Source organism: Streptosporangium sp. NPDC000563 (assembly GCF_040299985.1).
Taxonomy (GTDB): Bacteria; Actinomycetota; Actinomycetes; order Streptosporangiales; family Streptosporangiaceae; genus Streptosporangium.
In genome coordinates this window covers 1-24065 of sequence record NZ_JBEPDA010000007.1, presented here as the reverse complement: position 1 = coordinate 24065, position 24065 = coordinate 1, and the positions used below count along the sequence as shown (strand labels likewise).

General features: G+C 72.9%; 19 protein-coding genes. 13 read left to right on the top strand and 6 right to left on the bottom strand.

The genetic code is table 11. The features are described from left to right. The first annotated feature begins 39 nt into the window (after positions 1 to 39). Together ABT352_RS18850 and mgtA are read left to right on the top strand one after the other, a co-directional pair. On the top strand, positions 40 to 1389 hold the full coding sequence (locus ABT352_RS18850; RefSeq protein ID WP_350946133.1) for a phosphoribosyltransferase family protein: 1350 nt from the start codon (positions 40 to 42) through the stop codon (positions 1387 to 1389). Between the two features lie 146 nt (positions 1390 to 1535). Beyond that, entirely contained in the window at positions 1536 to 4232 is a 2697-nt protein-coding gene (mgtA, locus tag ABT352_RS18845; protein ID WP_350946132.1) for a magnesium-translocating P-type ATPase, read from the top strand. Positions 4233 to 4238: 6 nt separating this feature from the next. Here the strand turns inward: mgtA and ABT352_RS18840 are convergent, their stop codons facing one another. The 6 genes from ABT352_RS18840 to ABT352_RS18815 all read right to left on the bottom strand — a co-directional run bounded on the left by ABT352_RS18840 (position 4239) and on the right by ABT352_RS18815 (position 9572). Next, positions 4239 to 4793, bottom strand: coding sequence for a hydrogenase maturation protease (locus tag ABT352_RS18840; RefSeq protein WP_350946131.1), 555 nt, complete (start codon positions 4791 to 4793; stop codon positions 4239 to 4241). Between the two features lie 25 nt (positions 4794 to 4818). Beyond that, positions 4819 to 6105, bottom strand: coding sequence for a Ni/Fe hydrogenase subunit alpha (locus ABT352_RS18835; RefSeq protein ID WP_350946130.1), 1287 nt, complete (start codon positions 6103 to 6105; stop codon positions 4819 to 4821). Further along, entirely contained in the window at positions 6095 to 6886 is a 792-nt protein-coding gene (locus ABT352_RS18830; protein ID WP_350946129.1) for an NADH-quinone oxidoreductase subunit B family protein, read from the bottom strand. Before ABT352_RS18830 ends, ABT352_RS18835 begins: the two co-directional genes overlap by 11 nt. Then, entirely contained in the window at positions 6886 to 7704 is an 819-nt protein-coding gene (locus ABT352_RS18825; RefSeq protein ID WP_350946128.1) for an FAD/NAD(P)-binding protein, read from the bottom strand. Before ABT352_RS18825 ends, ABT352_RS18830 begins: the two co-directional genes overlap by 1 nt. Beyond that, the gene (locus tag ABT352_RS18820) at positions 7692 to 8765 is read right to left on the bottom strand and encodes a 4Fe-4S dicluster domain-containing protein (protein ID WP_350946127.1); all 1074 of its coding nucleotides are present in this window, start codon (positions 8763 to 8765) and stop codon (positions 7692 to 7694) included. The genes ABT352_RS18825 and ABT352_RS18820 overlap by 13 nt, the downstream gene beginning before the upstream one ends. A gap of 120 nt (positions 8766 to 8885) precedes the next feature. Continuing rightward, on the bottom strand, positions 8886 to 9572 hold the full coding sequence (locus ABT352_RS18815) for a CBS domain-containing protein (RefSeq protein WP_350946126.1): 687 nt from the start codon (positions 9570 to 9572) through the stop codon (positions 8886 to 8888). Positions 9573 to 9909: 337 nt separating this feature from the next. On the opposite strand from ABT352_RS18815, the gene ABT352_RS18810 reads away from it, so the two are divergent. From ABT352_RS18810 to ABT352_RS18760, 11 genes are all read left to right on the top strand, one after another. After that, positions 9910 to 12066 carry a glycosyl hydrolase family 65 domain-containing protein gene (locus ABT352_RS18810; protein WP_350946125.1) on the top strand — a complete coding sequence of 719 codons (2157 nt, stop codon included), beginning with the start codon at positions 9910 to 9912 and terminating at the stop codon, positions 12064 to 12066. A gap of 35 nt (positions 12067 to 12101) precedes the next feature. Further along, on the top strand, positions 12102 to 12911 hold the full coding sequence (locus tag ABT352_RS18805) for a universal stress protein (RefSeq protein ID WP_350946376.1): 810 nt from the start codon (positions 12102 to 12104) through the stop codon (positions 12909 to 12911). A gap of 130 nt (positions 12912 to 13041) precedes the next feature. Then, the gene (locus tag ABT352_RS18800; RefSeq protein ID WP_350946124.1) at positions 13042 to 13908 is read left to right on the top strand and encodes a universal stress protein; all 867 of its coding nucleotides are present in this window, start codon (positions 13042 to 13044) and stop codon (positions 13906 to 13908) included. Beyond that, positions 13908 to 14390 (top strand): CBS domain-containing protein, encoded by a 483-nt coding sequence (locus tag ABT352_RS18795; RefSeq protein ID WP_350946123.1) that lies wholly within the window; start codon positions 13908 to 13910, stop codon positions 14388 to 14390. Before ABT352_RS18800 ends, ABT352_RS18795 begins: the two co-directional genes overlap by 1 nt. Before the next feature lie 111 nt (positions 14391 to 14501). Further along, positions 14502 to 16790 (top strand): heavy metal translocating P-type ATPase, encoded by a 2289-nt coding sequence (locus tag ABT352_RS18790; protein WP_350946122.1) that lies wholly within the window; start codon positions 14502 to 14504, stop codon positions 16788 to 16790. Positions 16791 to 16995: 205 nt separating this feature from the next. Continuing rightward, positions 16996 to 18030, top strand: a complete 1035-nt coding sequence (locus ABT352_RS18785; protein WP_350946121.1) for a 3-oxoacyl-ACP synthase III family protein — start codon at positions 16996 to 16998, stop codon at positions 18028 to 18030. Then, complete coding sequence (locus ABT352_RS18780; protein WP_350946120.1) at positions 18027 to 18260, top strand: acyl carrier protein; 234 nt, start codon at positions 18027 to 18029, stop codon at positions 18258 to 18260. The genes ABT352_RS18785 and ABT352_RS18780 overlap by 4 nt, the downstream gene beginning before the upstream one ends. Further along, positions 18257 to 19012 carry a 2-oxo acid dehydrogenase subunit E2 gene (locus tag ABT352_RS18775; RefSeq protein ID WP_350946119.1) on the top strand — a complete coding sequence of 252 codons (756 nt, stop codon included), beginning with the start codon at positions 18257 to 18259 and terminating at the stop codon, positions 19010 to 19012. The genes ABT352_RS18780 and ABT352_RS18775 overlap by 4 nt, the downstream gene beginning before the upstream one ends. Beyond that, entirely contained in the window at positions 19009 to 20091 is a 1083-nt protein-coding gene (locus ABT352_RS18770; protein ID WP_350946118.1) for an alpha/beta fold hydrolase, read from the top strand. Before ABT352_RS18775 ends, ABT352_RS18770 begins: the two co-directional genes overlap by 4 nt. Beyond that, on the top strand, positions 20088 to 20852 hold the full coding sequence (locus ABT352_RS18765) for a thioesterase II family protein (RefSeq protein WP_350946117.1): 765 nt from the start codon (positions 20088 to 20090) through the stop codon (positions 20850 to 20852). Before ABT352_RS18770 ends, ABT352_RS18765 begins: the two co-directional genes overlap by 4 nt. A 133-nt stretch (positions 20853 to 20985) precedes the next feature. Next, the coding region (locus tag ABT352_RS18760) for a type I polyketide synthase (protein ID WP_350946116.1) at positions 20986 to 24065 on the top strand (3080 nt) is incomplete at its 3' end.

Here is a 24065-nt window from a genome sequence, read left to right as displayed (position 1 = left end):
GAACGGGGGCGTGGTGTCGCAGATTGCGAGGTGGACGGGGTGTTCGTCGATCGCCATGAGGCGGGGATGCGGCTGGCCGAGCGACTGCGCGGGCTCGTCGACGTCAAGAACGCCGGGAACGCCGGGAACGCCGGAAACACAGTCGTCGTGGGGTTGCCCAGAGGGGGAGTGCCGGTGGCGTTCGAGGTGGCCAAGGCCCTCGGCGCTCCGCTGGATGTGATCATCGTCCGCAAGCTCGGGGTGCCGTTCCAGCCGGAGGTCGGGTTCGGTGCCCTCGGGGAGGGCGGGGTACGCGTCGTCGATCGCGACATCGTGTGGCGCGCGAACCTGACCGAGGAGGAGATGGCCGCGGTGGAGGAGCGGGAGCGCGAGGAGCTCCTGCGCCGCGGGCGCCACCTGCGCGGTGAGCGCGCCCCGCTGGATCTGACGGGCCGTACGGTGATCGTGGTGGACGACGGTGTCGCCACCGGCGGAACGGCTCGTGCCGCCTGCCAGGTGGCTCGGGCGCGCGGGGCCTCCCGAGTGGTGCTGGCGGTTCCGGTCGGAGCGCCGGGAACGATCGAGAGCCTGCGTGAGGTCGCCGACGAGGTGGTCTGCCTGCGAACACCGCACGCCTTCTACGCGATCGGTGCCTGGTACCTCGATTTCTCCCAGGGCAGCGACGAGGAGGTGATCGAGTTGCTGCGGCAGGCCGAAGCCTGGGGCGGCAGGGGTGAGGAGCACGCACGGGGAGACGATCCTCCCGGCCCCGCCGAGGAGGTCTGGGTGGACGCCGGCGAGGTCCGGCTGCCCGGCAGGCTCGTCGTTCCCGAGAGCAGCGCGGGGGTGGTCGTGTTCGTGCACGGCAGCGGCAGCAGCCGCCACAGCCCGCGCAACCGGTACGTGGCCTCGACGTTCAACCGGGCGGGCCTGGCGACGCTGCTGTTCGACCTGCTCACACCCGAGGAGGAGTTCGACCGGGGCAACGTGTTCGACATCGGGTTGCTGGCGGAAAGACTCGTCCGGGTCACCGGCTGGCTGGGGGATCGGCCTGAGGTGGCGGGCGTCCCGATCGGTTATTTCGGGGCGAGCACCGGAGCCGCGGCCGCGCTGTGGGCGGCGGCGGAGCCGGGCTGCGAGGTCGCCGCCGTCGTCTCCCGGGGTGGGCGGCCCGATCTGGCCGGTCCGCGACTTCCCGCGGTGCGGGCGGCGACCCTGCTGATCGTGGGAGGCCGCGACGAGGCGGTGATCGACCTCAACAGGGCGGCACAGGAACGGTTGCGTTGCGAGAACCTGCTCAGGATCGTCCCCGGTGCCGGTCACCTGTTCGAAGAGCCTGGAACGCTCGAGAGCGTCGCGGCTCTGGCGCAGGAGTGGTTCGCCCGCCACTTCGGACCAGCGGTGAGCTGAGAGTCGTCGCAGCCACCTCGCCGGGGCGAGCCGTGCCGCTCGGCGTGCCCCGGCCCGGATGCCTGAGGGACCTTGGCCTCTAACGCGGCGGCGGCGCGAGCGCCCAGGATCTGAACAGGACCAGGGCGCGAGGTATTAGGGAGCCGATGATGGTTGCGACGGCCCGCCTGGGCGGCACGGCCCGGCTGGACGTCGCCGACGCGGCGGCGCTGCCGGCCGAGGAGGTGCTGGCCCGGCTGGGCAGCGGGCGCGAGGGACTGACGACGGAGCGGGCGCGCGATCGGCTGGCGGCGCTGGGACCCAACGCCGTGCGCTCGCACCGGGCACGGTGGCCGGTGGTGCTGGCCCGCCAGCTGCGCTCACCGCTGCTGATCCTGCTGGCGGTGACCGCGCTCGCCTCCGCCTTTCTCGGCGAGCCGAAGGACGCGCTGATCATCGGGGTGATCCTCACGGCCTCGGTCGGGCTGGGCTTCGTCAACGAGTACCGCGCGGAGAGGGCCGCCGAGGCCCTGCACTCCCAGATCGAGCATCGCTGCGTGGTCTGGCGCGACGGCCGCCCCGGCACGGTGGCGGTGACCGCGTTGGTTCCCGGCGACGTCGTCGAACTGCGGCTGGGCGAGATCGTGCCGGCCGACCTGCGACTGCTGTCGGTGAGCGACCTGGAGTGCGAGGAGTCGGCGCTGACGGGGGAGTCGCTGCCGGTGGCCAAGGCGACCGAGCCGGTCGCCGCGGGTACGGCCCTGGCGGATCTGACCTGTGGCGCGCTGATGGGCACCGTCGTGCACGGGGGCCTGGGCGCCGGCGTCGTGGTGGCCACCGGCGGCCGCGCCGAGTTCGGCAGGATCGCGCTCGCGCTCGGTGAACGCCACCCCGAGACCGAGTTCCAGACCGGGCTGCGCCGCTTCTCCCTGCTGCTGGTGCGCATCGCCGCCGTGCTCACCACCACGATCTTCATCGTCAACGTGATCCTGCATCGGCCGATCTTCGACGCACTGCTGTTCTCCCTCGCCATCGCGGTGGGCATCTCCCCGCAACTGCTCCCGGCCGTCGTCTCGACCAGTCTGGCCGCCGGCAGCCGGCGGCTCGCCCGGCACAAGGTGCTCGTCAAGCGCCTGGTGTGCATCGAGGACCTGGGCAACGTCGAGGTGCTCTTCACCGACAAGACGGGAACCCTCACCGAGGGCCGCATCACCTTCACGCGAGCCCTGGACGCGGACGGGCAGGCCGCGCGGGAACCGCTGGAGCTCGGCCTGCTGTGCGGCGAGGCCACCGTCGATCCGGGCGCCGGGCGGGAGCGGGCGGTGGGCGGCAACGCGCTGGACCTCGCCCTGTGGGACTCACCCGACGCCGCCGCCCTGCACGGGCGGCTGGGCCGCTACCGGCGCCTCGCCCTGCTGCCCTTCGACCACGAGCGGCGGATGGTCTCGGTCCTGGTCGAACGTGACGACGGCCACCGCCTGATCATCAGCAAAGGCGCGCCGGAGGCCGTCCTGGCCCGGTGCGCCGACGTCCCCGCCCGGGCGTCCGCGGCCCTGGAGGCCGAGTTCGCCGCGGGTAACCGGGTGGTCGCCGTCGCCACCCGAGACGTGACCACTGCGGACGTGACCGCCTCGGAGGTCTCCGGCGCCGCCACGATCACGGCTGCCGACGAGCGCGATCTGGTCTTCCGCGGCCTGCTGGTGTTCCTCGACCCGCCCAAGGACGGCGCCCGCGAGGCGCTGCGCCGCCTGGCCGAACTCGGCGTCACCGTCAAGGTCCTCACCGGCGACAACCCCGCCGTGGCCGCGAAACTCTGCGCCGACCTCGGCCTGCCCGCGGCGCGGGTGCTCACCGGAGCCGACGTCGAGGCCGCGGACGACCCCCGGCTGGCCGAGCTGATCGGCCGGACCACCGTGTTCGCCCGCGTTAGCCCGGAACACAAGGCCCGCATCGTGCGCCTGCAGCGCGGCAGCGGCCTGGACGTGGCCTTCCTCGGCGACGGCGTCAACGACGCCGTCGCCCTGCACGCCGCCGACGTGGGCATCTCGGTCGACTCGGCCACCGACGTCGCCAAGGACGCCGCCGACGTGATCCTGCTGGAAAAGGATCTCGCCATCCTGGCCGACGGTGTCGTGCAGGGGCGCCGGATCTTCGCCAACACCATGAAATACGTCCTGATGGGCACCTCCAGCAACTTCGGCAACATGTTCAGCGCCGCCGGCGCCTCGCTGGCGCTGGGCTTCCTGCCGATGCTGCCCTCGCAGATCCTGCTCAACAACCTCCTGTACGACAGCAGCCAGCTCGCGATCCCCACCGACAACGCCGACCCCGAGCAGCTGGCCCGCCCCTCCCACTGGAACGTCCGGCTGATCCGCCGTTTCATGCTGTTCTTCGGCCCGATCAGTTCCCTGTTCGACGTCGCGACCTTCGTCATCATGCTGGGGGTCTTCCACGCCGGGCCGCCGCTGTTTCGCAGCGGCTGGTTCGTCGAGTCCCTCGCCACCCAGACCTTGGTGATCTTCGCCATCCGTACCCGCCGCGTCCCGTTCCTGCGCAGCCATCCCAGCCTGCCCCTGCTGCTGGCAGCCCTCGGCGTCGTCGGTGTCGGTGCCCTGCTGCCGTCCACCCCGTTCGCCGGCGCGCTCGGCTTCCAGCCCCTGCCCGCCCTGTTCTTCCTCGCGCTGGCCGCCATGGTGATCGTCTATCTGGTTCTCATCGAGTTCGGCAAACAGTGGTTCTACCGCACCGTGCCCGCCGCACCTCCCACCCGCCCGCGCCCTCCCGGTCACCGCGTCCACCGCCGAGCGAGCCGGTTCAGCACCCCGGAGCCCGTCGCGTCCGCCGAGTCCGTGAAACATCCGTGATCCGGTTCAACGGGGCCGTGCCGGCTCCGAGCGGACGAGCTCGACCACCGTCTTGGCCACTGTCTCGGCGAGCCGTTCGACGGCGAGCCCGACGGCGGGCGTCACCGGGGCGCCGAGCCCGAAGTCGGCGCCCTCGACGGTGTGGAGCACGAGCTCCCGAGGCAGGCGGCCGAGGACACGGCCGAGCGCGAGCGCGTCGGCGATGCCCAGGGCGTGTGAACTGCCGTGCCGGACGACGGGCGGCGTCCAGCGGTCGCCTCGGGCGCGCGGCGCGGAGCCGAGGAGGGCACGGCGGCCGGTCGTGCCCGGGGGCGCGCCGGAGACCACCGTGTCGATCACGATCGCGAGCCGGGCGCCGGTCCACGCCTCGATCAGCTCGGCGGGGTCGCCCGCGTTCTCCAGCACGGTGACCCGCGCCGGGAGCGTGCCGCGCAGCAGCCGGGCCGTCAACAGCCCCGCGGCGTCGTCTCCCCGGAACTCGTTGCCGATCCCGACGATGACGACATCGGCGTCGGGATCGGTGCCGGTGCCGGTGCCGGTGGCGGCGACGCGGTCGCGCATGGGTCCTCCCGGGTGCGGACCGGCCTCACCGGTCCAGGTGCAGGCGCAGGAAGTGGGTCGAGCAGGAGATGCACGGGTCGTGGTTGCGTACCGCGCGCTCACACAGCGCCGACAACTCCTGCTGTGGCAGGCCGAGGCGGGGCTCGATGAGATGACGCAGATCCATCTCGATGCGGGCCTGGTTCTGCGAGGTCGGAGGCACGATGTCGGCCTCGGTGATCAACCCGGCGCCGTCGATCCGGTAGCGGTGGTAGAGCGTGCCGCGCGGGGCCTCGGAGACGCCGCCGCCGACCCCCGGGCGTGGTTCGACCGCGACGGCCGGCGCGTCCGGCTCGGTGTAGTCCTCGATGATCCGCAGCGCCTCCTCGCAGGCGTGCAGGACCTCCACCGCGCGGACCACGATGCTGCGGAAAGGGTTGCGGCAGACGGGGCCGAGCCCGGCGTCGGAGGCGGCCGAGCGGGCCAGGGGGGAGAGCAGGTGGGCGTTGAGGGCGTATCGGGCCAGGGCGCCCACCAGGTAGCCGGCCTCTCCGTCGAGCCGCGCGTGCAGGGCGGTGGAGTGCGGCACCTGTTCCTCCACGACGTGGGCGGGCCAGTCGGCCGCCGCGAACTCGGTGCCGTCGCTCACCGCGACCGAGCCGGACAGGATGGCGTACTCGGCCGGATGGCGCAGGGCCAGGAAGCGGTAGTCGTGTTCCACGTCGGGAAAGTCGAAGCCGGCCACCCAGCCCACCGTCTCCAGCGCCGCGTCACGGGCCCGGCGCAGCCGTTCGGCGAGCGGTGCGAGCTCGGCGCGGGCGGGCACCCGGTAGAAGCCGCCCACCCGCACGTTGACCGGGTGGATGGCCCGGCCCCCGAGGGCGGCGACCAGTTCGTTGCCGGTCTTCTTCAGCGCGAGCCCCCGCTCCACGGCGTGGCGGTGGTCGGCCGCCATCGCCACCCCGCTGTCGTAGCCGAGGAAGTCGGGGGCGTGCAGCAGGTAGATGTGCAGGGTGTGCGACTCGATCCACTCGCCGTAGTACATCAGCAGCCGCAGGTCCCGCAGCGGCCCGGCCACCTCCGCCCCGCAGGCCGCCTCGATCGCCTGGCAGGCGCTCATCTGGTAGGCCACCGGGCAGATGCCGCAGATGCGGGCGGTGATGTCGGGAGGTTCGGTGTGCGCCCTTCCGCGCAGCAGGGCCTCGAAGAAGCGGGGCGGCTCGTAGATGTTCAGCTCCACGTCGGTGACGCGGCCGTCGCGGGCGCGCACCAGCAGCGAGCCCTCGCCTTCCACCCGGGCCAGCCCGCTGATCCTGAGCGACCTATGCGTCATCGACGGCCTCCTCGGCTGCCTGAAGGAACGGTTCCTCGGTGGCGTTGAACGTCCGGTAGACGCGCACCAGCTCGGGGGTGCTCATGCCGAGCTCTCGCAGCCGCGCGTTGAGCGCCCGGGCGTTGGGGCTCTCCATCGGGCCGAAGCAGCCGTAACAGCCCCGGTTGAACGCCGGGCAGAGCGCTCCGCAACCTGCCTGGGTGACCGGACCCAGGCAGGGGGTGCCGTGGGCGACCAGGACGCAGACGTTGCCCCGGGCCTTGCACTCGACGCAGACGCTGTGGCCGGGCACGAAGGGGCGGCGCCCGGCCAGGAACGCCGAGATGACCTCCAGCAGCTGCCGCTTGTCGATGGGGCAGCCGCGCAGTTCGAAGTCCACCGGCACGTGGGCGGAGATCGCGGTGGAACGCTCCAGGGTGGCGATGTAGTCGGGCCGGGCGTAGACGACGGAGAGGAACTCCTCGACGTCGGCGAAGTCGCGCAACGCCTGGATGCCTCCCGCCGTCGCGCAGGCGCCGATCGTCACCAGGCGCTTGGAGACGCGGCGTACGTGCCGGATACGGCGAAGATCGTCCGGGGTGGTGATCGACCCCTCGACGAGCGACAGGTCGTACGGTCCGCGCCCGATCGCGCTCGAGGCCTCCAGGAAGTAGGCGATGTCCAGCTCGGCGGCGACCGAGAGCAACTCGTCCTCGCAGTCCAGCAAGGTGAGCTGGCAGCCGTCGCAGGAGGCGAACTTCCACACCGCCAGCCGCGGGCGCCGGGGCGCGGGCCCGGCCATCACAGCTCCGGCACCGCGAGCAGCCCGGCCGCCCGCTCGTAGCTCAGTACGGGACCGTCCAGGCAGGTGAGCAGCGGGCCGAGCTGGCAGTGACCGCAGCGGCCGACCCCGCACTTCATGTCGCGCTCCACCGACAACGCCACCCGCCCGGCGGGCACCCCCCGCCGTACCAGCCGATCCGCGGTCTCGCGCATCATGAGTTCGGGGCCGCACACGAAGGCGAAGGTGCGGCGAGGCTCGAAGACGATCCGGTCGATCAGCCGGGTGACCAGTCCCACCGGCCCCTTCCAGGCGTGGTCGGGATGATCCACGATGATCTTGACGTCGATGCCGTGCTCGTCCCGCCAGCGGGCCAGCTCACCGGGATACATCAGGGTCGCGGGGGTGCGGGTGCCGACGATCAGGCTGACCCGCCCGTACCGGGAGGCGTGGGCGGCCAGCTCGCGGACCACCGGTCTCAGCGGGGCGAGGCCGAGGCCGCCGGCCGCCACGACCACGTCCAGCCCGGCCGCCGCCGGCAGGTCCCACGACGTGCCGTACGGGCCGCGGACCCCCACGACGTCACCGGGGCGCATCCGGCACAGCGCCGCGCTGACCGCGCCCACCGCGCGGATCGTCTGCACGTATCCGCCGGAGCGGGCGCGGCCGCTGATCGAGATCGGTATCTCCCCGACCCCGGGGGCGTACAGCATGGTGAACTGGCCGGGCAGGAACGGCAGGCAGTCGCCCTGGACCGGCCTCAGCGTCAGGGTCACCGTGTCGGCCCGGTCCGGGCGGCGCGACCGGACGCGGTAGGGCACCGGCGTCATAGGATGCATCCCAGCTCCTCGGTGACGTCGATACCGGTCGGGCACCAGGTGATGCACCTGCCGCAGCCCACGCAACCGGACATGCCGAACTGGTCGTACCAGGTGGAGAACTTGTGCGTCAGCCACTGCCGGTAGCGGGCCGGTCCCGAGGCGCGTACGGGGGATCCGCCGACCTCGGAGAAGTCCAGGGTGAAGCAGGAGTCCCACAGTTCCGTCCGCTCCGCGACGGTGCCGGTGAGGTCGGTGGAGTCCTCGACCGTGGTGCAGAAGCAGGTGGGGCAGGCCATCGTGCAGTTGGTGCAGGCCAGGCAGCGGGAGGCGACCTCGGCCCAGCGCGGGGAGTCGTGGGCCGCGGCCAGGCGCTGCTGGATGTCCGTGGTGTCCACCTGCCGGCCCATCCGGGTGGCGGCCAGCCGTGAGACCTCCGCCGCGGCGGCGAGGTCGTCGTCGGTGCAGGGCCGGTGCGGAAGCGCCGCGGCGATCTGCGAGCCCTGCTCGCTTCCCGTCTCGACCAGGAACCGGTGCGGGCCGCTCAGCTCGGTGAGCGCCAGGTCGAACCCGCCGGTGGCCTTCGGGCCGGTGCCCATGGAGACGCAGAAACAGGTGCCGCCGGGCACCGCGCAGTTCACCGCGACCAGGAACAGCGCCTCACGACGCCTGCGGTAGGCCGGATCGGGGTGCCTGCCGCCGAGGAAGACCCGGTCCTGGACCGCTATCGCGGCCAGGTCACAGGAGCGTACGCCCAGCAGGGCGATCCGGGGCGCCGGTTCCTCGATCTCCTCCATCGTCTCGCCGTACGTCCGGGACAGTCTCTGCCGGGGCGGCTGGGTGTAGCGTTTGGCCGAGTCGGGGCTCGCGGCGAAAGCGAACACCAGCTCGTCGTCCCGCTCGGTGAGCCGGTAGTGGCCGGGGCGCTGCTCGTCGCCGCGCCCGGCGGGCAGCTGCGCGGCGCAGGAGAGTTCGGCGAACCGGATGGCTCCGTCCCGTGCCGTGGGACCGACCACGGTGAAGCCGCGCGAGCGCAGCTCGGCGATGAGTGCTTCCAGCGAATCTGTCACAACGGTGCTCATGAGCCGTTCCCCCCGGTCCCCGCTGTTGTCATGCTGCCGTACGAGGGCTCCACGCCCTGGCGGGAATCGCCGTACGGTGAGGCGCCGGTTCGCGAACCTCGCGATCGGCGGATGGCGCGGTCAGGCCCCGCCCCAGATGATCGAGAGTGGTACGACGTCGTCCTGGCGCCAGGTGAGCTCGTCGGTCACCTTGACGACCCCGTCGAGGTTTCGTGCCTTCTGCGCGAGGGTGACGGCCTGGCTGTGCTCGTCCACCTGGCCGGAGAGCCGCACGAGGCCGCCTCGGACCTCGATCCCGACGCCCGTGGGATCCATGCCCAGCTCGTGGACGACGAGGTCCTCGCGGATGCGGCGCCCGATCTCGTCGTCGCTGCGGACGAAGACCTTGATCAGGTCCCGGCGGCTGACGATGCCGGCCAGCCTGCCGTCGGCGCGTACGACCGGCAGTCGTCTCACCCCGTGCAGGTCCATCACGCGAGCGGCGAGCAGCACGGGGGAGTCGGCGGTGATGACGACGGCGGGGCGGCTCATCAGCTCGCCGGCGGTCTCACCCGCGGCCTTCCTCCGCAGGCCGCTCTCGCCGCTCATCCGGTGACGCAGCCACGCGCGAAGCGGCGGCCGGTAGTGCTCGCAGTGGTAACGCTGTTTGAACTCCTCCTTGCGCAGCAGGTCGGCCTCGGAGACGACGCCGAGTACGCGGTCGTCCTCGTCCACCACCGGTACCCCGCCGACGTCGGTGGCGATGAGGATCTCGGCGACCTCGCGGAACGCGGTGTTCTCCCGCACCGTGGTGACTCCGGTGCTCATGACATCCTGAACAGTCATTTTCATGACAAACCCCCGCATATTTCTAAATTTCCACGTTATGGAGTGCCTGGGGCTCGTGAGCAGAGCCGAAAGTCCTTCACGGCGTGGCCGGACGGCCCGAGTCACCGGTGGGACGCCTGGCCAGGGGCCTGAGACCTGAGGTCTCTCCCCAGGAAACCCGGGGAGAGGGTCGGACACCCGCCGACAGCGAGCCTTGCCGGGACGAAAGTCCTTTCCGGCCGGGGCGGAAGGCTCTGCCGCGACAGCGGGGGCCACGAGAACCTGTGGGGGCCGCCGTCGCCGCTCCCGGCGCCGGCGCGAGGCGATATGGGGGCCGATGGACGACCCGGACCGCCGACGGCGTGATCGTACCTTCGAGGCGGTGGCGTTCGACCGGTGCGCCACCGAGATGCCGCACGGGGTGCCGCACGGGGCTCGCGACGGGCGGGTTCCCCGGGTGGACGACGATCCTGCGTGGACGATCCGCGAGACGGGCACCGATCCGTCGCGGCACCGGGTGACCGAGACGCTCTTCACCCTCGGCGCCGGAGGTTTCGCCACCCGGGGATCGGTGGAGGAGGACGCCCCCGGATCGGTTCCGCTGGTGCTCGCCGAGGGGATCTACACCGGGACCGGATCGGGGCAGCACCTGCTGCCGGGTCCCCAGTGGACCGGGCTCGTCCTGCGCCCGCCTCCCGAGGAGGACCTGCGCGTGCTCGACCTGCGCGCCGGCGTGCTGGTCCGGGAGGAGATCGGCCACACCTGTCCGGTACGGACGCTGCGGTTCGCGTGCGTGAGCCGGCCGGGGGTGGTGGCGATGCGCGCCGAGGCGGGCGCCGGGCGGCTGCGGGCGGGGCCCGCCCTGCGATCGCCCTCGGAGGGCCAGGTCACCGAGGGCCGGCTCGACGGCCACACCTGGTCGCGCGCCACCGCCGACCACGCGGGCATGGCCGCCGTGGCGACGCAGCGTACGGGCCGCGACGGCGAGGTACGCACCCTGGAGCGGATCGTCGCCTACACGGCCGACCCCGCTCGCCGGCCGGTGCCGCGCGACGCCGTCGCGGCGCTGGAGGCGGCCAGGGAGCTCGGCTTCGACCGGCTGCTCGCCGAGCAGCGGGCGGCGTGGGCGGCACGCTGGGAGGCCGTGGACGTCCGCATCCCCGATGATCCCCAGGCGCAGCTCGCCGTCCGGTTCGCGCTGTTCCACCTGTGGAGCGTCGCCGGGCGCGGTGAGGAACTGGCCGTCGGCGCGCGAGGGCTGTCCGGTGGCGGCTACGCCGGTCATGTCTTCTGGGACGCCGACGTGTTCGTCCTGCCCGCCCTCGCGAGCGTTCATCCGGCCGCGGCCAGGGCGATGGTCGTCTACCGGATCCGCCGCCTGGCCGCGGCGCGGGCCCGCGCCGCGGCCCTGGGCCTTTCCGGCGCGCGCTTTCCCTGGGAGTCCGCCGCCACCGGAGAGGAGGTGACCCCCGCCCGAGGGTGTCTGGGCGGCGAGCCCCTCGCCATCCTCACCGGGCGGATGGAGGAGCACATCACCGCCGACGTCGCCTGGGCCGCCGCCCACTACGCGCGCTGGAGCGGCGACGGCGCCTTCCTGGCCGGACCCGCGCGCCCTCTCGTGATCGAGACCGCCCGCTACTGGGCGTCGCGCTGCCGGGTGGACGGGGAGGGGCGGGCCCACATCGGGGAGGTGATCGGGCCGGACGAGTACCACGAGGCGGTGACGGACAACGCGTTCACCAACGTGATGGCCCGGTGGAACCTGCGGCAGGCGGCCGATCTCGTCGCCCCGGACTGCGAGGAGGGCCGCCGGTGGCGCGCGCTCGCCGACCGCCTGGTGGACGGCTACGATCCCACCTCGGGAAGATATGAGCAGTTCGCTGGATATTTCCGGCTGGAGCCGCTCACGATGGAGGGAATCGCCGTCCCGCCGGTCGCCGCCGACCTGCTGCTCGGTCACGAACGGCTCGCCGCCACCCAGATCATCAAACAGCCCGATGTCCTCATGCTCCACCACCTGGTGCCCGAGGAGGCCGAGGAGGGCTCGCTGGAGGCGAACCTCGACTTCTACGGTCCCCGTACCGCCCATGGCTCGTCGCTCTCACCGGCGATCACCGCCTGCCTGCTGGCCAGAGCGGGCCGCCCGGAGGAGGCGCTCGACCTGCTGCGCACCGCGCTGGTCCTGGATCTGGACGACCTCACCGGGACCACGGCCACCGGCCTGCACATGGCCACGTTCGGGGGTGTGTGGCAGGCGCTGCTCACCGGCTTCGCGGGAGCGAGGGTACGCGGAGGGATCCTGTGCGTGGATCCCCGGCTTCCCGCGTCGTGGGGAAGCCTGGGCGTGCGATTTCTGTGCCTGGGCCGCCGGGTGCGGCTGGACATCACCCCGGAGGCGGTCGACGTGCGGACCGACGGGGCGCTGCGGGTGCGGCTGGGCGCGGGCGACCCGCGGGAGGTGATCGGCTCCGCCCGCCTGCCGCTGGGCCGATGACGCGGAGAAAAGGGAGAGGAGTGGACGAAGTGAACATGGCGGATGTGCTGGCCGTGGTCGACGACGGCGGCGACGAGGATGAGGCCGCGGCCGTGACCGGCGTCGCCCGGGCGGTGGCGGAAATTCTCCGCACGGGCATTCGAGAGATCCACCTCGCCCCCGGCTCCGGGGCACGGGAGACCGCGGCGACGGTGCTCCGCGAACTGGAGCGGACGAGCACGCTTCTCGGCGTCCTCGCCGACGGCGCCCCGCCCGGGGTCATGTCCTGGTGGGTCGTACGCCGCTGCACCAAGCCGGTCGTCCTGCTGCCTCCCTCACCGGTGCCCGTGGTGCCTCCGGTGCCTCCGACGACTCCGGTGACACCGGTGGCGCGAGGGACGCCGCTGACACCTCACCACGTCATCTCCCGGGTGCTCCTGCCGCTGGACGGATCCTTCGAGGCCGCGGCGGCCGTCATCGAGACCGCGCGGCTGTTCACCCGCACCGGCGTCGATCTGGTGGTCCTGCACGTCTTCGACGAGGTGACCGTTCCCCGCTTCTGGGATCAGGCCGCACACGCCAGGCAGGCGTGGGAGCAGGAGTTCCTGGCCCGTCACTGCGCGTGTCCCGGGGTGCGCCTGGAGCTGCGCAGCGGAGTCGCCGGAGAGCAGGTGGTGAGCGTGGCGGCGGCCGAACACGTGGATCTCATCGCGCTGGGATGGTCACAGCACCTCGACGAGGGAAGGGCGCGGACCGTACGCGAAACCCTGGCCGGCGCCCGCGTCCCGGTGATGCTGATCCCGGTGGCCCGGCACGAGGAGACCTCGTCCGGCGAAAGCGGGCCGCGAGAGCGGCCGGCCCGATGATCGGACCCGCGGGCGACGGGCAGGCGACGTTTCGCGCGGCGGGTCGGAAGTCCCTGACGGACGGGCCTTTGGCCCACTGCGCGAAACGCCGCCGACCGGTCGAATGGAAGCAGAACCCAAGGAGGTCGACATGGCAGCGCACACAGTGGTGGGCGTGGACGGCTCATCTCCCTCGGACGTCGCGGTCGAATGGGCCGCCGACGACGCGGTCCGGCGCGGATGCGCCTTGAAGATCGTTTATGCGTGCGAGGCGTGGCCCGGTGACATCCCGCTGCAGACCCCTCCGGGTTTTCGTGACTCCGTCGCCGAGTACGGCCTCCAGACGCTGGAACGCGCGGCCGCACTCGCCCGGGAGCGCGCCCCGCACCTGGAGGTGGACACCCTGCTGGGGACGGGCCCGGTGATCGAGGTCCTGCGGCGGGAGGCCGAGGACGCCGAGCAGGTCGTGCTGGGCAGCCGAGGGCTGGGCGGATTCACCGGGCTGCTGCTCGGATCGGTCTCGCTGGCCCTCGCCGGGCATGCCGCCGCCCCCGTCGTGGTCGTCAGGGCCGTCCCCGAGCGGACCTACGGCCGCATCGTCGTGGGCTTCGACGGCTCCGACCACTCGGCGGTGGCGCTGGAGTACGCCTTCGAGGAGGCCGCCCGCCGCGGCGCCGGGCTGCGGGCGATCCACACCTGGCAGATGCCCGTGGTGGGACCGGGCGCCCTCGTCTACACCCCGCTGGTCGAGGACATCCTCGCCGCCCAACAGAACCTCTGCACGGACACGCTCACCGCCTGGCGGGAGAAGTACCCGCGGGTCGAGGTCGAACAGACACTCGTCTGCGGGCATCCGGTCGGCGTCATCTGCGAGGCCTCGGCCACCGCCGACCTGGTCGTCGTCGGTTCCCGGGGACTGGGCAGGGCCGGTTCGGCCCTGCTGGGCTCGGTCAGTCACGGAGTCCTGCACCACGCCCGCTGCCCCGTCGCCGTCGTCCAGGCCCGAGGGGAGGCGTGATGGACACCGGTAACCTCACGGTGGCGCAGGTGATGAGCCGGACACTGGTCGCCGTCGACCTCGGGGAGTCCCCGCTCATGGCCTGGGAGATCATGCAGCGAGCGGGGGTCCACCACCTGCCGGTCGTCGACAGGCATGGTTGCCTGCGCGGGATCCTGACCCGCGAGGACCTCACCGCCCACTGGTCAGGCGGCCCGATCGAACAGTCACGCGTGCCGGTCCACGCGTTGCTGGCCGACCGACGCCGCCCGCACACCACACCCGACACGCCTCTGGCCGACGCCGTCGCCGCGATGATCGACGCCGGCGTCGACGCGATCGGGGTCATGGGTAAAGGCCACAAGCTGGCGGGGATGATGACCTCCACCGACGTGCTGCGAGCCGTGGCCGGCCGCATCACCGAGCAACCGGAGCCGCCGGAGCTGATGACGGGGATGTTCCGCCTGGTCCCGGTGATGCCGTCCCACGTCCCCTCGGGATGAGCCGGACGCCGCGCATCGGCTCCCGTCGCCGACGTCCGTCCGCGGTCCCGGAGCCCTGATCGAAGCAGACCTCCGTCCCCGGGCCGGGACGGCTACCCGCGGGAGGCGCGGATGACGAGACGCCTTGGCATGGTCGTCTTCCTCGCGGTGACCGCGTGCGGGCTCCTGGCCGGAGCCGTACTTCACCTCGCCGGCGCGGGCGCCGCCGGTGATCTGCTGTGGGCGGCGGTCACCTGCGTCGCCCTGGTGCCCGCGGCGGGATGGGTGGTGGCGGCACTGCGTGGCGGCCGGCTGGGCGTGGACGCCATCGCCGTACTCGCCCTGGCCGGAGCGCTCGCCGTGCGGGAGTATCTCGCCGGAGCCCTGATCGGCGTGATGCTCGCCACCGGCAGGGCACTGGAGGACTACGCCTCACGCCGGGCCCGCCGGGACCTGACCGCGCTGTACGAACGAGCGCCCCAATCGGCCCGGCGCTACCGGGACGGGGTGGCCGCCCTCGTGGAGGTCGATCAGGTGCGGCCCGGCGACCTGCTGCTGATCCCGCACGGTGAGACGGTCCCCGTCGACGGCGTGATCGCGAAGGACGCGGCACTGCTGGACGAGTCGGCCCTGACGGGAGAGTCGGTCCCGGTGAGGCGCGCCACGGGGGAGAGCGCGCGCAGCGGCGTCGTGAACGCCGGCCCCGCCTTCGACCTGTGGGCGAGCCGCAGCGCGGCCGAGAGCACCTACGCGGGGGTGGTGCGGCTGGCCCGGCAGGCGCAGGCCGACAGCGCCCCCGTCGTACGGCTCGCCGACCGGTTCGCCGCCTGGTTCCTGCCCCTCACGCTCCTGCTGGCGGGAGCCGCCTGGCTGCTGTCCGGCCAGCCGGTACGGGCTGTGGCCGTACTGGTCGTGGCCACCCCCTGCCCGCTGCTGCTCGCCGCACCGGCGGCCATCGCCTCAGGACTGTCGCGTACGGCGCGGCACGGCGTGGTGGTGAAGGGCGGGGCGGCGCTGGAAAGGCTGGGACAGGCACGCACCCTCATCGTGGACAAGACCGGAACGCTCACCGCGGGACGCCCCCAGGTCGTCGACGTCGTGGCCGCGCCCGGCGTCCGCGCCGACGACGTGCTGCGCTGGGCGGCGGCGGTGGATCAGATGTCCTCCCACGTCCTGGCCGCCGCGATCGTCGAGGCCGCCCGCACCCACCGGGCCGAGCTTCCGAGGCCGACCGAGGTTCTGGAGCGGCCCGGAATCGGTACCGAGGGGGTGGTGGAGGGCCGCCGGACAGCGGTCGGCAAGGCGACGGCATCCCCTGCCGCGGACTCCCCGGGGTGGGAGCGGGCCCAGCGGGCGCGGGCCGCGCTGGACGGGGCCATCACGGTCTGGGTGACCGTGGACGGCGAGACGGCGGGCGTGATCCTGCTCCGCGACGCCGTACGGGCGGACGCGGCACGGACCCTGCGGCGGCTGCGCACCGCCGGCATCGAGCGGGTGATCATGCTCACCGGGGACCGGGCCGAGGTCGCCGAGAGCGTGGGCACGGTGCTCGGCGTCGACCGGGTCTTGGCCGAGCAGAGCCCCGAGGCCAAGGTGCGGGCCGTACGGCAGGAGACGGCCAGGGCGGTGAGCGTGATGGTGGGCGACGGCGTCAACGACGCCCCCGCCCTGGCCGCCGCCGACATCGGGGTCGCGATGGGCGCCCGCGGCTCGGCCGCCTCCACCCAGGCGGCCGACGTGGTGCTCACCGCCGACCGCCTGGACCGGCTCGCCGACGCCATGGACGTCGCCCGTCGCTCCCGCCGCATCGCCGTGCAGAGCGCGAGCGCGGGGATGACCCTCTCGTTGCTGGCCATGGCCGTGGCGGCGGCCGGAGCGCTGCCACCCGCCTCCGGTGCCCTGCTCCAGGAGGTCATCGACGTGGCGGTGATCCTCAACGCGCTGCGGGCCCTGCGTCCCGCCCGGGGGACCCGCACGGTGGTCGACGCAGGCACCGAGTCCCTGCTGCGCCGCTTCAAGATGGAGCACTCCTCGCTGAGGCCGCCTCTGGAACTGATCCGGGAGACCGCCGACGAGCTGGCCGGCACCTCCCCGATGGAGGCCCTCGGCCGGCTGCGGGAGGTCCATACCTTCCTCACCGAACGCCTGCTCCCGCACGAACGGGCCGAGGAACGACGGCTCTACCCGGCGATGGGACGCGTTCTCGGCGGACCCGAGGCCACGATGACCATGAGCAGGGCACACGCGGAGATCGAACGGCTCGTGCGCCGGCTGGGGCGTCACCTCGCCCTCGCCGAGGACGGCGGGGTGCGCCCCGAGCAACTCGACGACCTGTGCGCCTGCCTGTACGGCCTGCACGCGGTCCTCCTGCTGCACTTCGACCAGGAGGAGGAGGCCTACTTCTCCCTGGCCTCCCTGTGACGCCGATCGCGACCGAGCGCAGGCGTCCGTCGTCCGGCGTCTCCGTCCGGCGGGGCGGTTCATCACTCGCTTAGTGCTGCTTTAGCAGGCGTCATTAGCGTTCCGACGAGGAAGGCCGACGTGGGATCCGCGACGCCACCTCGGGAGTACCGGACCGCCCGGCGACGACACGCGTGACGCGGACACGGCTCGATGGAGGAGCAGCATGGGGGAAAGCCCGATACGAGTTCTGTCCGTGGGGACGGCCCTTCCCGGGCCCCCCGTCGACACCGCCGCACTGGCCGAGCGCTTCGGGATGGACGACCTCTGGCGGCAGTGGGTCGACACCTTCATCGGCACACGGACCCGGCACCTCGCGATCGACCTGAAATCGGGCGAGCGCCACCACGACCTGGCCGATCTCGGCGAGCGCGCGGCGGTTCAGGCCCTCGACCGAGCGGGGATCTCCGCCGCGGAGATCGACGTGGTGGTGCTCGGTACCGCCACCCCGGACACGCTGATGCCGACCACCGTGAACGTGATCGCCGACCGGCTGCGTATCGACGGCGTGCCGACCTTCCAGCTCCAGTCGGGCTGCTCGGGGGCCGTGCAGACCTTCGACGTGGCGGCCGCGCTGCTGGGCAGTGGCCGGTACCGGACCGCGCTGGTGATCGGCGGGGACGTCATCGCCAAGCACTACGACCTCAAGGCCGACCTGGCCGCGTTGCCGCCCGACGAGGTCGTCAACTACCTGCTGTTCGGTGACGGAGCCGGAGCCGCGGTGCTCAGCACCGAGGACCACCCCCAGGCGCCGGTGGTCCGCTCTGTGCTCACCAGGCTGTCGGGCCTGGACCGCGCCCCCGGCCAGACCCTGCGGTGGTACGGCCTGGCGGACCGCGACACCGCCGAGGCGCCGGCGAGTGAGGACTACAAGGCCATCGAGAAGCTCGTGCCCGTCCTGGCCGAGGAGGTCGCAGAAGAACTCCTGGACGACCTCGGCTGGGAGCGGGACCAGGTCGACTATCTGCTGCCTCCCCAGCTGTCCGTCACCATGACCGACAAGATCGCCAAGCGGCTTGACTTCTCGTCGGCCAAGGAGATCTCCTGCGTCGGCGAGACCGGCAACAACGGCAACGCCCTGCTGTTCTTCCAGCTCGACCGCCTGCTGCCGGAGATGGCGACACCGTCGCGCGCGGTCGCGGTGGCGATCGAGTCGAGCAAGTGGATCAGAGCGGGCCTCGCGCTGGAGCGTGACCGATGACGGCCGGGATCTCGCGGGCGGAGTTCGTGGACCTGCTCCAGGACGAGATCGGGCTCGACGTCGGCGCGGAGAACCTGGGGCGGGCCTTCGACGATCTTCCCGGCTGGGATTCGGTACGGCTCCTGGCGATGCTCGTCCTGCTGGAGAAGCACCTGGGAAAGCCGTTGTCGCTCCCGGACTTCCTGGAGGCGGCGAACCTCGAATCGATCTACGAGGTGGTGAACCGTTGACCGAGCAGCCTTTCGCCGACCAGCGCCGCCACACCCTGTTCTTCCTCGACCAGATCCGTGACTTCTCGCCGGTCTTCCTCGACACCGAGATCGACGCGACGGCGATCGTCGCGGGACGCGAGCGGGCGCGGCGAGCGGGGGAGCGCCGCTCGGTGGTCTCCTACGTCGTGCACGCGGCCGCGGGCGTGCTGCGCAAGCACCCCGAGGCGAACACGGCGATCCAGGGCCGCCTGGACCCGGTCGTCGCCACGTACGACACCGTCGCCGCCAAGGTCACCCTCGACAAGACGCTGGACGGCCGCAGGGTCGTGCTGGCGACGGTGATCCCCCGCCTGGAGAACGCGAGCCTCGCCGACGTCCAGGCGCACCTGGACCGGGCGATCGAGGCCGATCCCGACACCGCAGAGGAGTTCGCAGGTATCCGGGCCCTGCGGCTGCTTCCCTGGCAGGTGGCGCTCGACCGGTTCCGGGAGGCCGCGGGACTGCTGGAGCGGCGCCCCGCCGTCACCGGGACGTTCAGCGTCACCTCGCTCGGCCACCGGGCGGTCGACGGTTTCCACTCCGTCGGCGGCACCACGATCACCCTGGGGGTCGGCCGGATCGCCGACCGCCCGGTCGTCAGGGACGGCGAGATCGTGATCGCCCCGGTCATGCGGCTCTCCATGGCGTTCGACCACCGCGTGATCGACGGAGCGGAGGGCGCCGACGTACTCACCGAGATCAAGGACGCGCTGGAGGGATACGCCGAATGAACGACCTGGCCGAGCTCAAACGGTTCGTGGTGGCGCACGCGATCTCCCAGAACCTGCCCACCGGCCACTACGCGAGCCCCCTGGAGCGGATCAGCTCCGACAGCGGTGACGAGCCGGGCTCGTGGCCGTATGAGTGGATCCGAGCGGGGGAGGAGGCGGAGGCCGCGGGTGAGACGCTGGCGGCCTGCCAGTACTACAACCTGGGACGGTTCCCGTTCGTCGACGGCCCGGGCCGCAAGCGGGCGCTCGCGCGCTGCGTCGAGGCGTTCGAACGCTGGCGGCGGGAGTGGCCGGGGATCGAAGCGGTCACCGTCGAGGTCGATGGGCTGCCCGTCAAGGTGTGGGCCACGGGCCTGTCCGCCGAGGAGCCGCGCCCGCTGCTGGTGATGACCGGCGGCATCGTGAGCCCCAAGGAGCAGTGGGCCCCGGTGCTGCCGCAGATCGCGGCCTTCGGGATGGCCGGGGTCGTGGCCGAACTCCCCGGCGTCGGCGAGAACCCCCTGCGCTACGGTCCGGACGGCTGGCGGCTGTTCACCGCGATACTGGACGCCCTGGCCGGGCGGGCGAAGGTGTCCGAGACGTATCTGCTCGCGCTGAGCTTCGGCGGTCATCTGGCGCTCACCGCCGCGCTGCGCGATCGGCGGATCCGCGGCCTGGTCGGCAACGGAACGCCGATCCACGACTTCTTCACCGACACCGCCTGGCAGGCGCGGGTGCCGACGATCACCAGGGACACCCTGGCGCATCTGGTGGGTGTGCCGCCCCAGGCGGTGTTCGCGCGCATCCGGGACTGGGCGCTCGACGACGAGAGCCTGCGCGACCTGGAGGTCCCGTTCGCCACCGTGACCGCGACCAGGGACGAGATAATCCCGCCTGGCGACACCGAGCGGCTCAAACGCTCCGTGCGCGACCTGAGGCTGATCGAGCACTCCGACGTGCACGGCGCCCCGTCGCACCTGGCGGAGACCCGGGCGTGGAGCCTGCTCGCGATACAGGAGATGCGGCCCGACGCCGACCCCCGGGTCACGGCGGCGCTCGGCGCCGCCCTTGAGGCGGCCCGCGCGGGGACGGGCCGATGACCGCGACGGGAACGGCGGCGAGGAGCGACTGGCTGCGGCAGTTCGCCCCGGCCGACGCCGACGCCCCCTGCGTGGTGGTGTTCCCCCACGCCGGTGGGTCGGCCGCCTTCTTCACCCAGTTGGCCCAGGAGCTCTCACCGGCGGTGCGCGTGCTCGTCGTCCAGTACCCGGGCCGCCTGGACCGGCGCGGTGAACCGGCCGTCGAGGACCTGCGGGAACTCGCGCGCAGGATCGCCGCGGTGATCGCCGAGGAGCGGCCGGCCGCGCCCCTCGCCTTCTTCGGGCACAGCATGGGCGCCCTGGTGGCCTTCGAGGCCGCACTGCTCGGCGAAAAGGGCCTCGGCGCCGCCCCCGACCTGCTCTTCGTCTCCGGCGGGCGCGCCCCGGCCCTGACCCGGGTCGACCCGGGGATCCTGCGAGACGACCGCGCCCTGATCGAGGAGGTCGTGCGCCTCGGCGGGACCTCCCGGCGGGTGCTGGAGGACGAGACCCTGCGCGACCTCGTCCTTCCCGCGCTGCGCAGCGACTACCGCGCGCTGCGGGCGTACGTCCCGGCACCGGGCGCGCGGGTCGGCTGCCCGATCGTGGCGCTGACCGGGGACCGTGACCCGCTCGCGGCCGTCGCCGAGGTGGAGCGGTGGCGCGAGAACACCTCCGGCGGGTTCCGGCTCAGGGCCTTTCCCGGGGACCACTTCTACCTGACCCCGCGGTCGCGGGACGTGGCGGAGACGGTGTGGCTGGCGCTCACCGGCCGGGACTGAGCTCGCGTACCTCCCACCACGACATCAAACCCACGACACCGCCACGACACCGCCACGACACCGGCACGACACCGCACCCACGGCCTCGCACGGCCCTGCCGTCATGCCGTCACGAGCGAGAGTGAGGCAGCAGTTGAGCAGCAACGACCAGCGGGTGTCCCGGCCGATCGCGGTGATCGGAGCAGCGTGCCGTCTCCCCGGGGCATCGGACCCGCGCGCTTTCTGGCGGTTGCTCGACGAGGGGCGCGGTGCCGTTCGGGAGATCCCCGCTCATCGGGGCCTCTCCGCCGTCCCGGCCGAGCTCGCCCAGGGCAATCCGGGCCTCCGCTACGGCGGCTACCTCGACGACATCGCCGGGTTCGATCCCGAGTTCTTCGGGGTCTCACCGCGCGAGGCCGCCGCGATGGACCCGCAGCAACGGCTCGTACTGGAGCTGGCCTGGGAGGTGCTGGAGGACGCCGGGCTGGTCCCCGCCACGCTCCGCGACAGCGCGACCGGCGTTTTCGTCGGCTCCATCGCCGACGAGTACGCCGCGCTGTCACGCGCCTCGGCGATCGGGCGTCACACGCTCACGGGAACGACCCGGGGCATCATCGCCAACCGGGTGTCCTACGCCCTCGGCCTGCGGGGGCCGAGCATCGCGGTGGACACCGCCCAGTCGTCGTCGCTGGTCGCCGTGCACCTGGCCGTCGAGAGCCTGCGGCGCGGCGAGAGCAGGCTCGCGCTCGCCGGTGGCGTGAATCTCATCGTGGACCCCGCCGGCACCGCCGCGGTCGCGCGCTTCGGCGGGTTGTCCCCTGACGGGCGCTGCCACACCTTCGACCGCCGGGCAGGCGGCTACGTTCGCGGTGAGGGCGCCGGGCTGGTGCTGCTCAAGCCGCTGGACGCGGCGGTCGAGGACGGCGACCGCGTCTACGCGGTGCTGCTCGGGAGCGCCGTCAACAACGACGGCGCGACCGACGGGCTCACCGTGCCGAGCGCGCGGGCGCAGGCCGAGGTGATCGGGAAGGCGTGGGCGGCGGCCGGGGTGTCACCGTCCGACGTGCAGTACGTCGAACTGCACGGCACCGGCACGCGGGTCGGGGACCCGGTGGAGGCCAGAGCCCTCGGCCTCGCCCGGGACGGCGGCCCCGTGCTGCACGTCGGCTCCGTCAAGACCAACATCGGCCATCTGGAGGGCGCGGCCGGGATCGCCGGCCTGCTGAAGACCGTTCTCAGCGTCAGCGAGCGCCGGCTGCCCGCGAGCCTCAACTACTCCGAGCCGAACCCGGACATCGATCTGGACGCCTGGCGCCTGACGGTACGCGACCAGGGCGGCGTCTGGCCCCGACAGGACGAGAGGCTCGTCGCCGGTGTCAGCTCGTTCGGCATGGGCGGGACCAACTGCCACATCGTGGTGGCCGAGGCGCCCGAGCCGCACGGACATTCCACGCCGCACGGACATTCCACGGTGCCGGGACCTTCTCGGGAGCCGGACGTCCGCGCGCCGCGGACTCCCCTGGTGCTCAGCGCCAGGACCGAGCCCGCGCTGAGGGAGCAGGCGGCGCGGCTGCGAGACCTCGTCGCCGAACACGGTGAGATCCCTCCGGGGCTGCCGCGGAGCCTCGCCACCACACGGACCGCGTTCGAGTGGCGCGCCGCCGTCACCGGTGACGCGCCGGCCGGGCTGGAGGCGCTGGCCGACGGCCGTCCCGCGGCCGGGGTCGTGACGGGACGGGCAGGGAGCGCGCCGGTCGCGGTGCTGTTCCCCGGGCAGGGCAGCCAGCGGCTCGGCATGGGACGCCGGGCACACCGGGACTTTCCCGTCTGGCGGTCGGCGTTCGACGAGGTGGCCGCCGCCCTGGACGATCGGCTGTCACGCCCGATCAAGGACGTCGTCTGGGCAGAGCCCGGCAGCGCCGAGGCCCGGCTGCTCGACCGGACCGCCTTCACCCAGCCCGCGATCTTCGCGGTCGAGGTGGCGACCTTCCGCCTGCTCGCCTCCCTGGGTGTCGAACCGTCCTTCGTGGCCGGTCACTCCATCGGGGAGGTGGCCGCCGCACACGTCTCGGGCATCCTCGACCTGCCCTCCGCCGCGGAACTGATCGTCGCCAGAGGCCGGCTCATGGAGTCGCTGCCCGCGGGCGGCGGCATGCTCGCCGTGAGCGCGGGGGAGGCGGACGCCGCGGAGCTGCTCGCCCTGGCCGGCGGAACCGCGGTGATCGCCGCCGTCAACGGCCCGGAGTCGGTGGTCGTCGCGGGCGGGACGCGCACGCTGGAGGAGGTCGCCGCGCTCGGTACCGCTCGGGGGTACCGCACGCGCAGGCTCCCGGTGAGCCACGCGTTCCACTCCCCGCTGATGGACCCGGTGCTCGACGACTTCCGGGAGGTGCTCGCCGGGATCTCGTTCGGCGGATCCCGCATCCCGTTCGTGTCCACCGTGACCGGTGAGCTCGTCGAGAGCACCGATCCGGAGTACTGGGTGGAGCACGCCCGCCGACCGGTGCGCTTCGCCGACGGGCTCACCCGGCTCCGCGAGCTGGGTGCCGGGATCTTCGTGGAGGCGGGACCCGGGGCGACCCTGAGCGGGCTCGGCCGGGAGGCGGAGGGCAGGAAAGCGGCGTTCGTGCCGGTCCTCGGCAGGCGCGACGAGGTGGAGGTCGCCGTCGGCGGGCTGTTCACCGCCGGTGTGCCGCTGGACTGGGACGCGGTCTTCCCGCCCGGCGGACCCCGCCTCGCCCTGCCCACCTATCCGTTCCAGCGCGAGCACCACTGGCTGGACGCCGTTCCCGGCCGGGAGGCGGCTGTCGCCGAGGTCCCGGTTCCCGGCAGGGGACCCGCCCCCGCCGCTCCCGCTCTCTCCGCCGGGAAGGCCGACGTGGGGCGCCGCGTCCTCGGTGAGGTGGCGGCGGTGCTGGGCTTCTCGGATCCGGCCCGCGTCGACCAGGACGTCACCTTCAAGGACCTGGGCCTGGACTCGCTGGGCATGGTCGAGCTGCGCGACAGGGTCGGTGCCGCCCTCGAGGTCGACCTGCCCGCGGCCACCCTGTTCGGTTACCCCACCACCGCCGCCCTGATCCGACACCTGACCGCCGATACCGCCCCGGACGCGCCGGCCCCCACCGCCGGTCACCGCGACGACCCGGTGGTGATCGTGGGGATGGGGTGCCGGTTTCCCGGTGGGGTGGCCTCGCCCGAGGATTTGTGGGAGCTGGTGGCGTCGGGGACGGACGC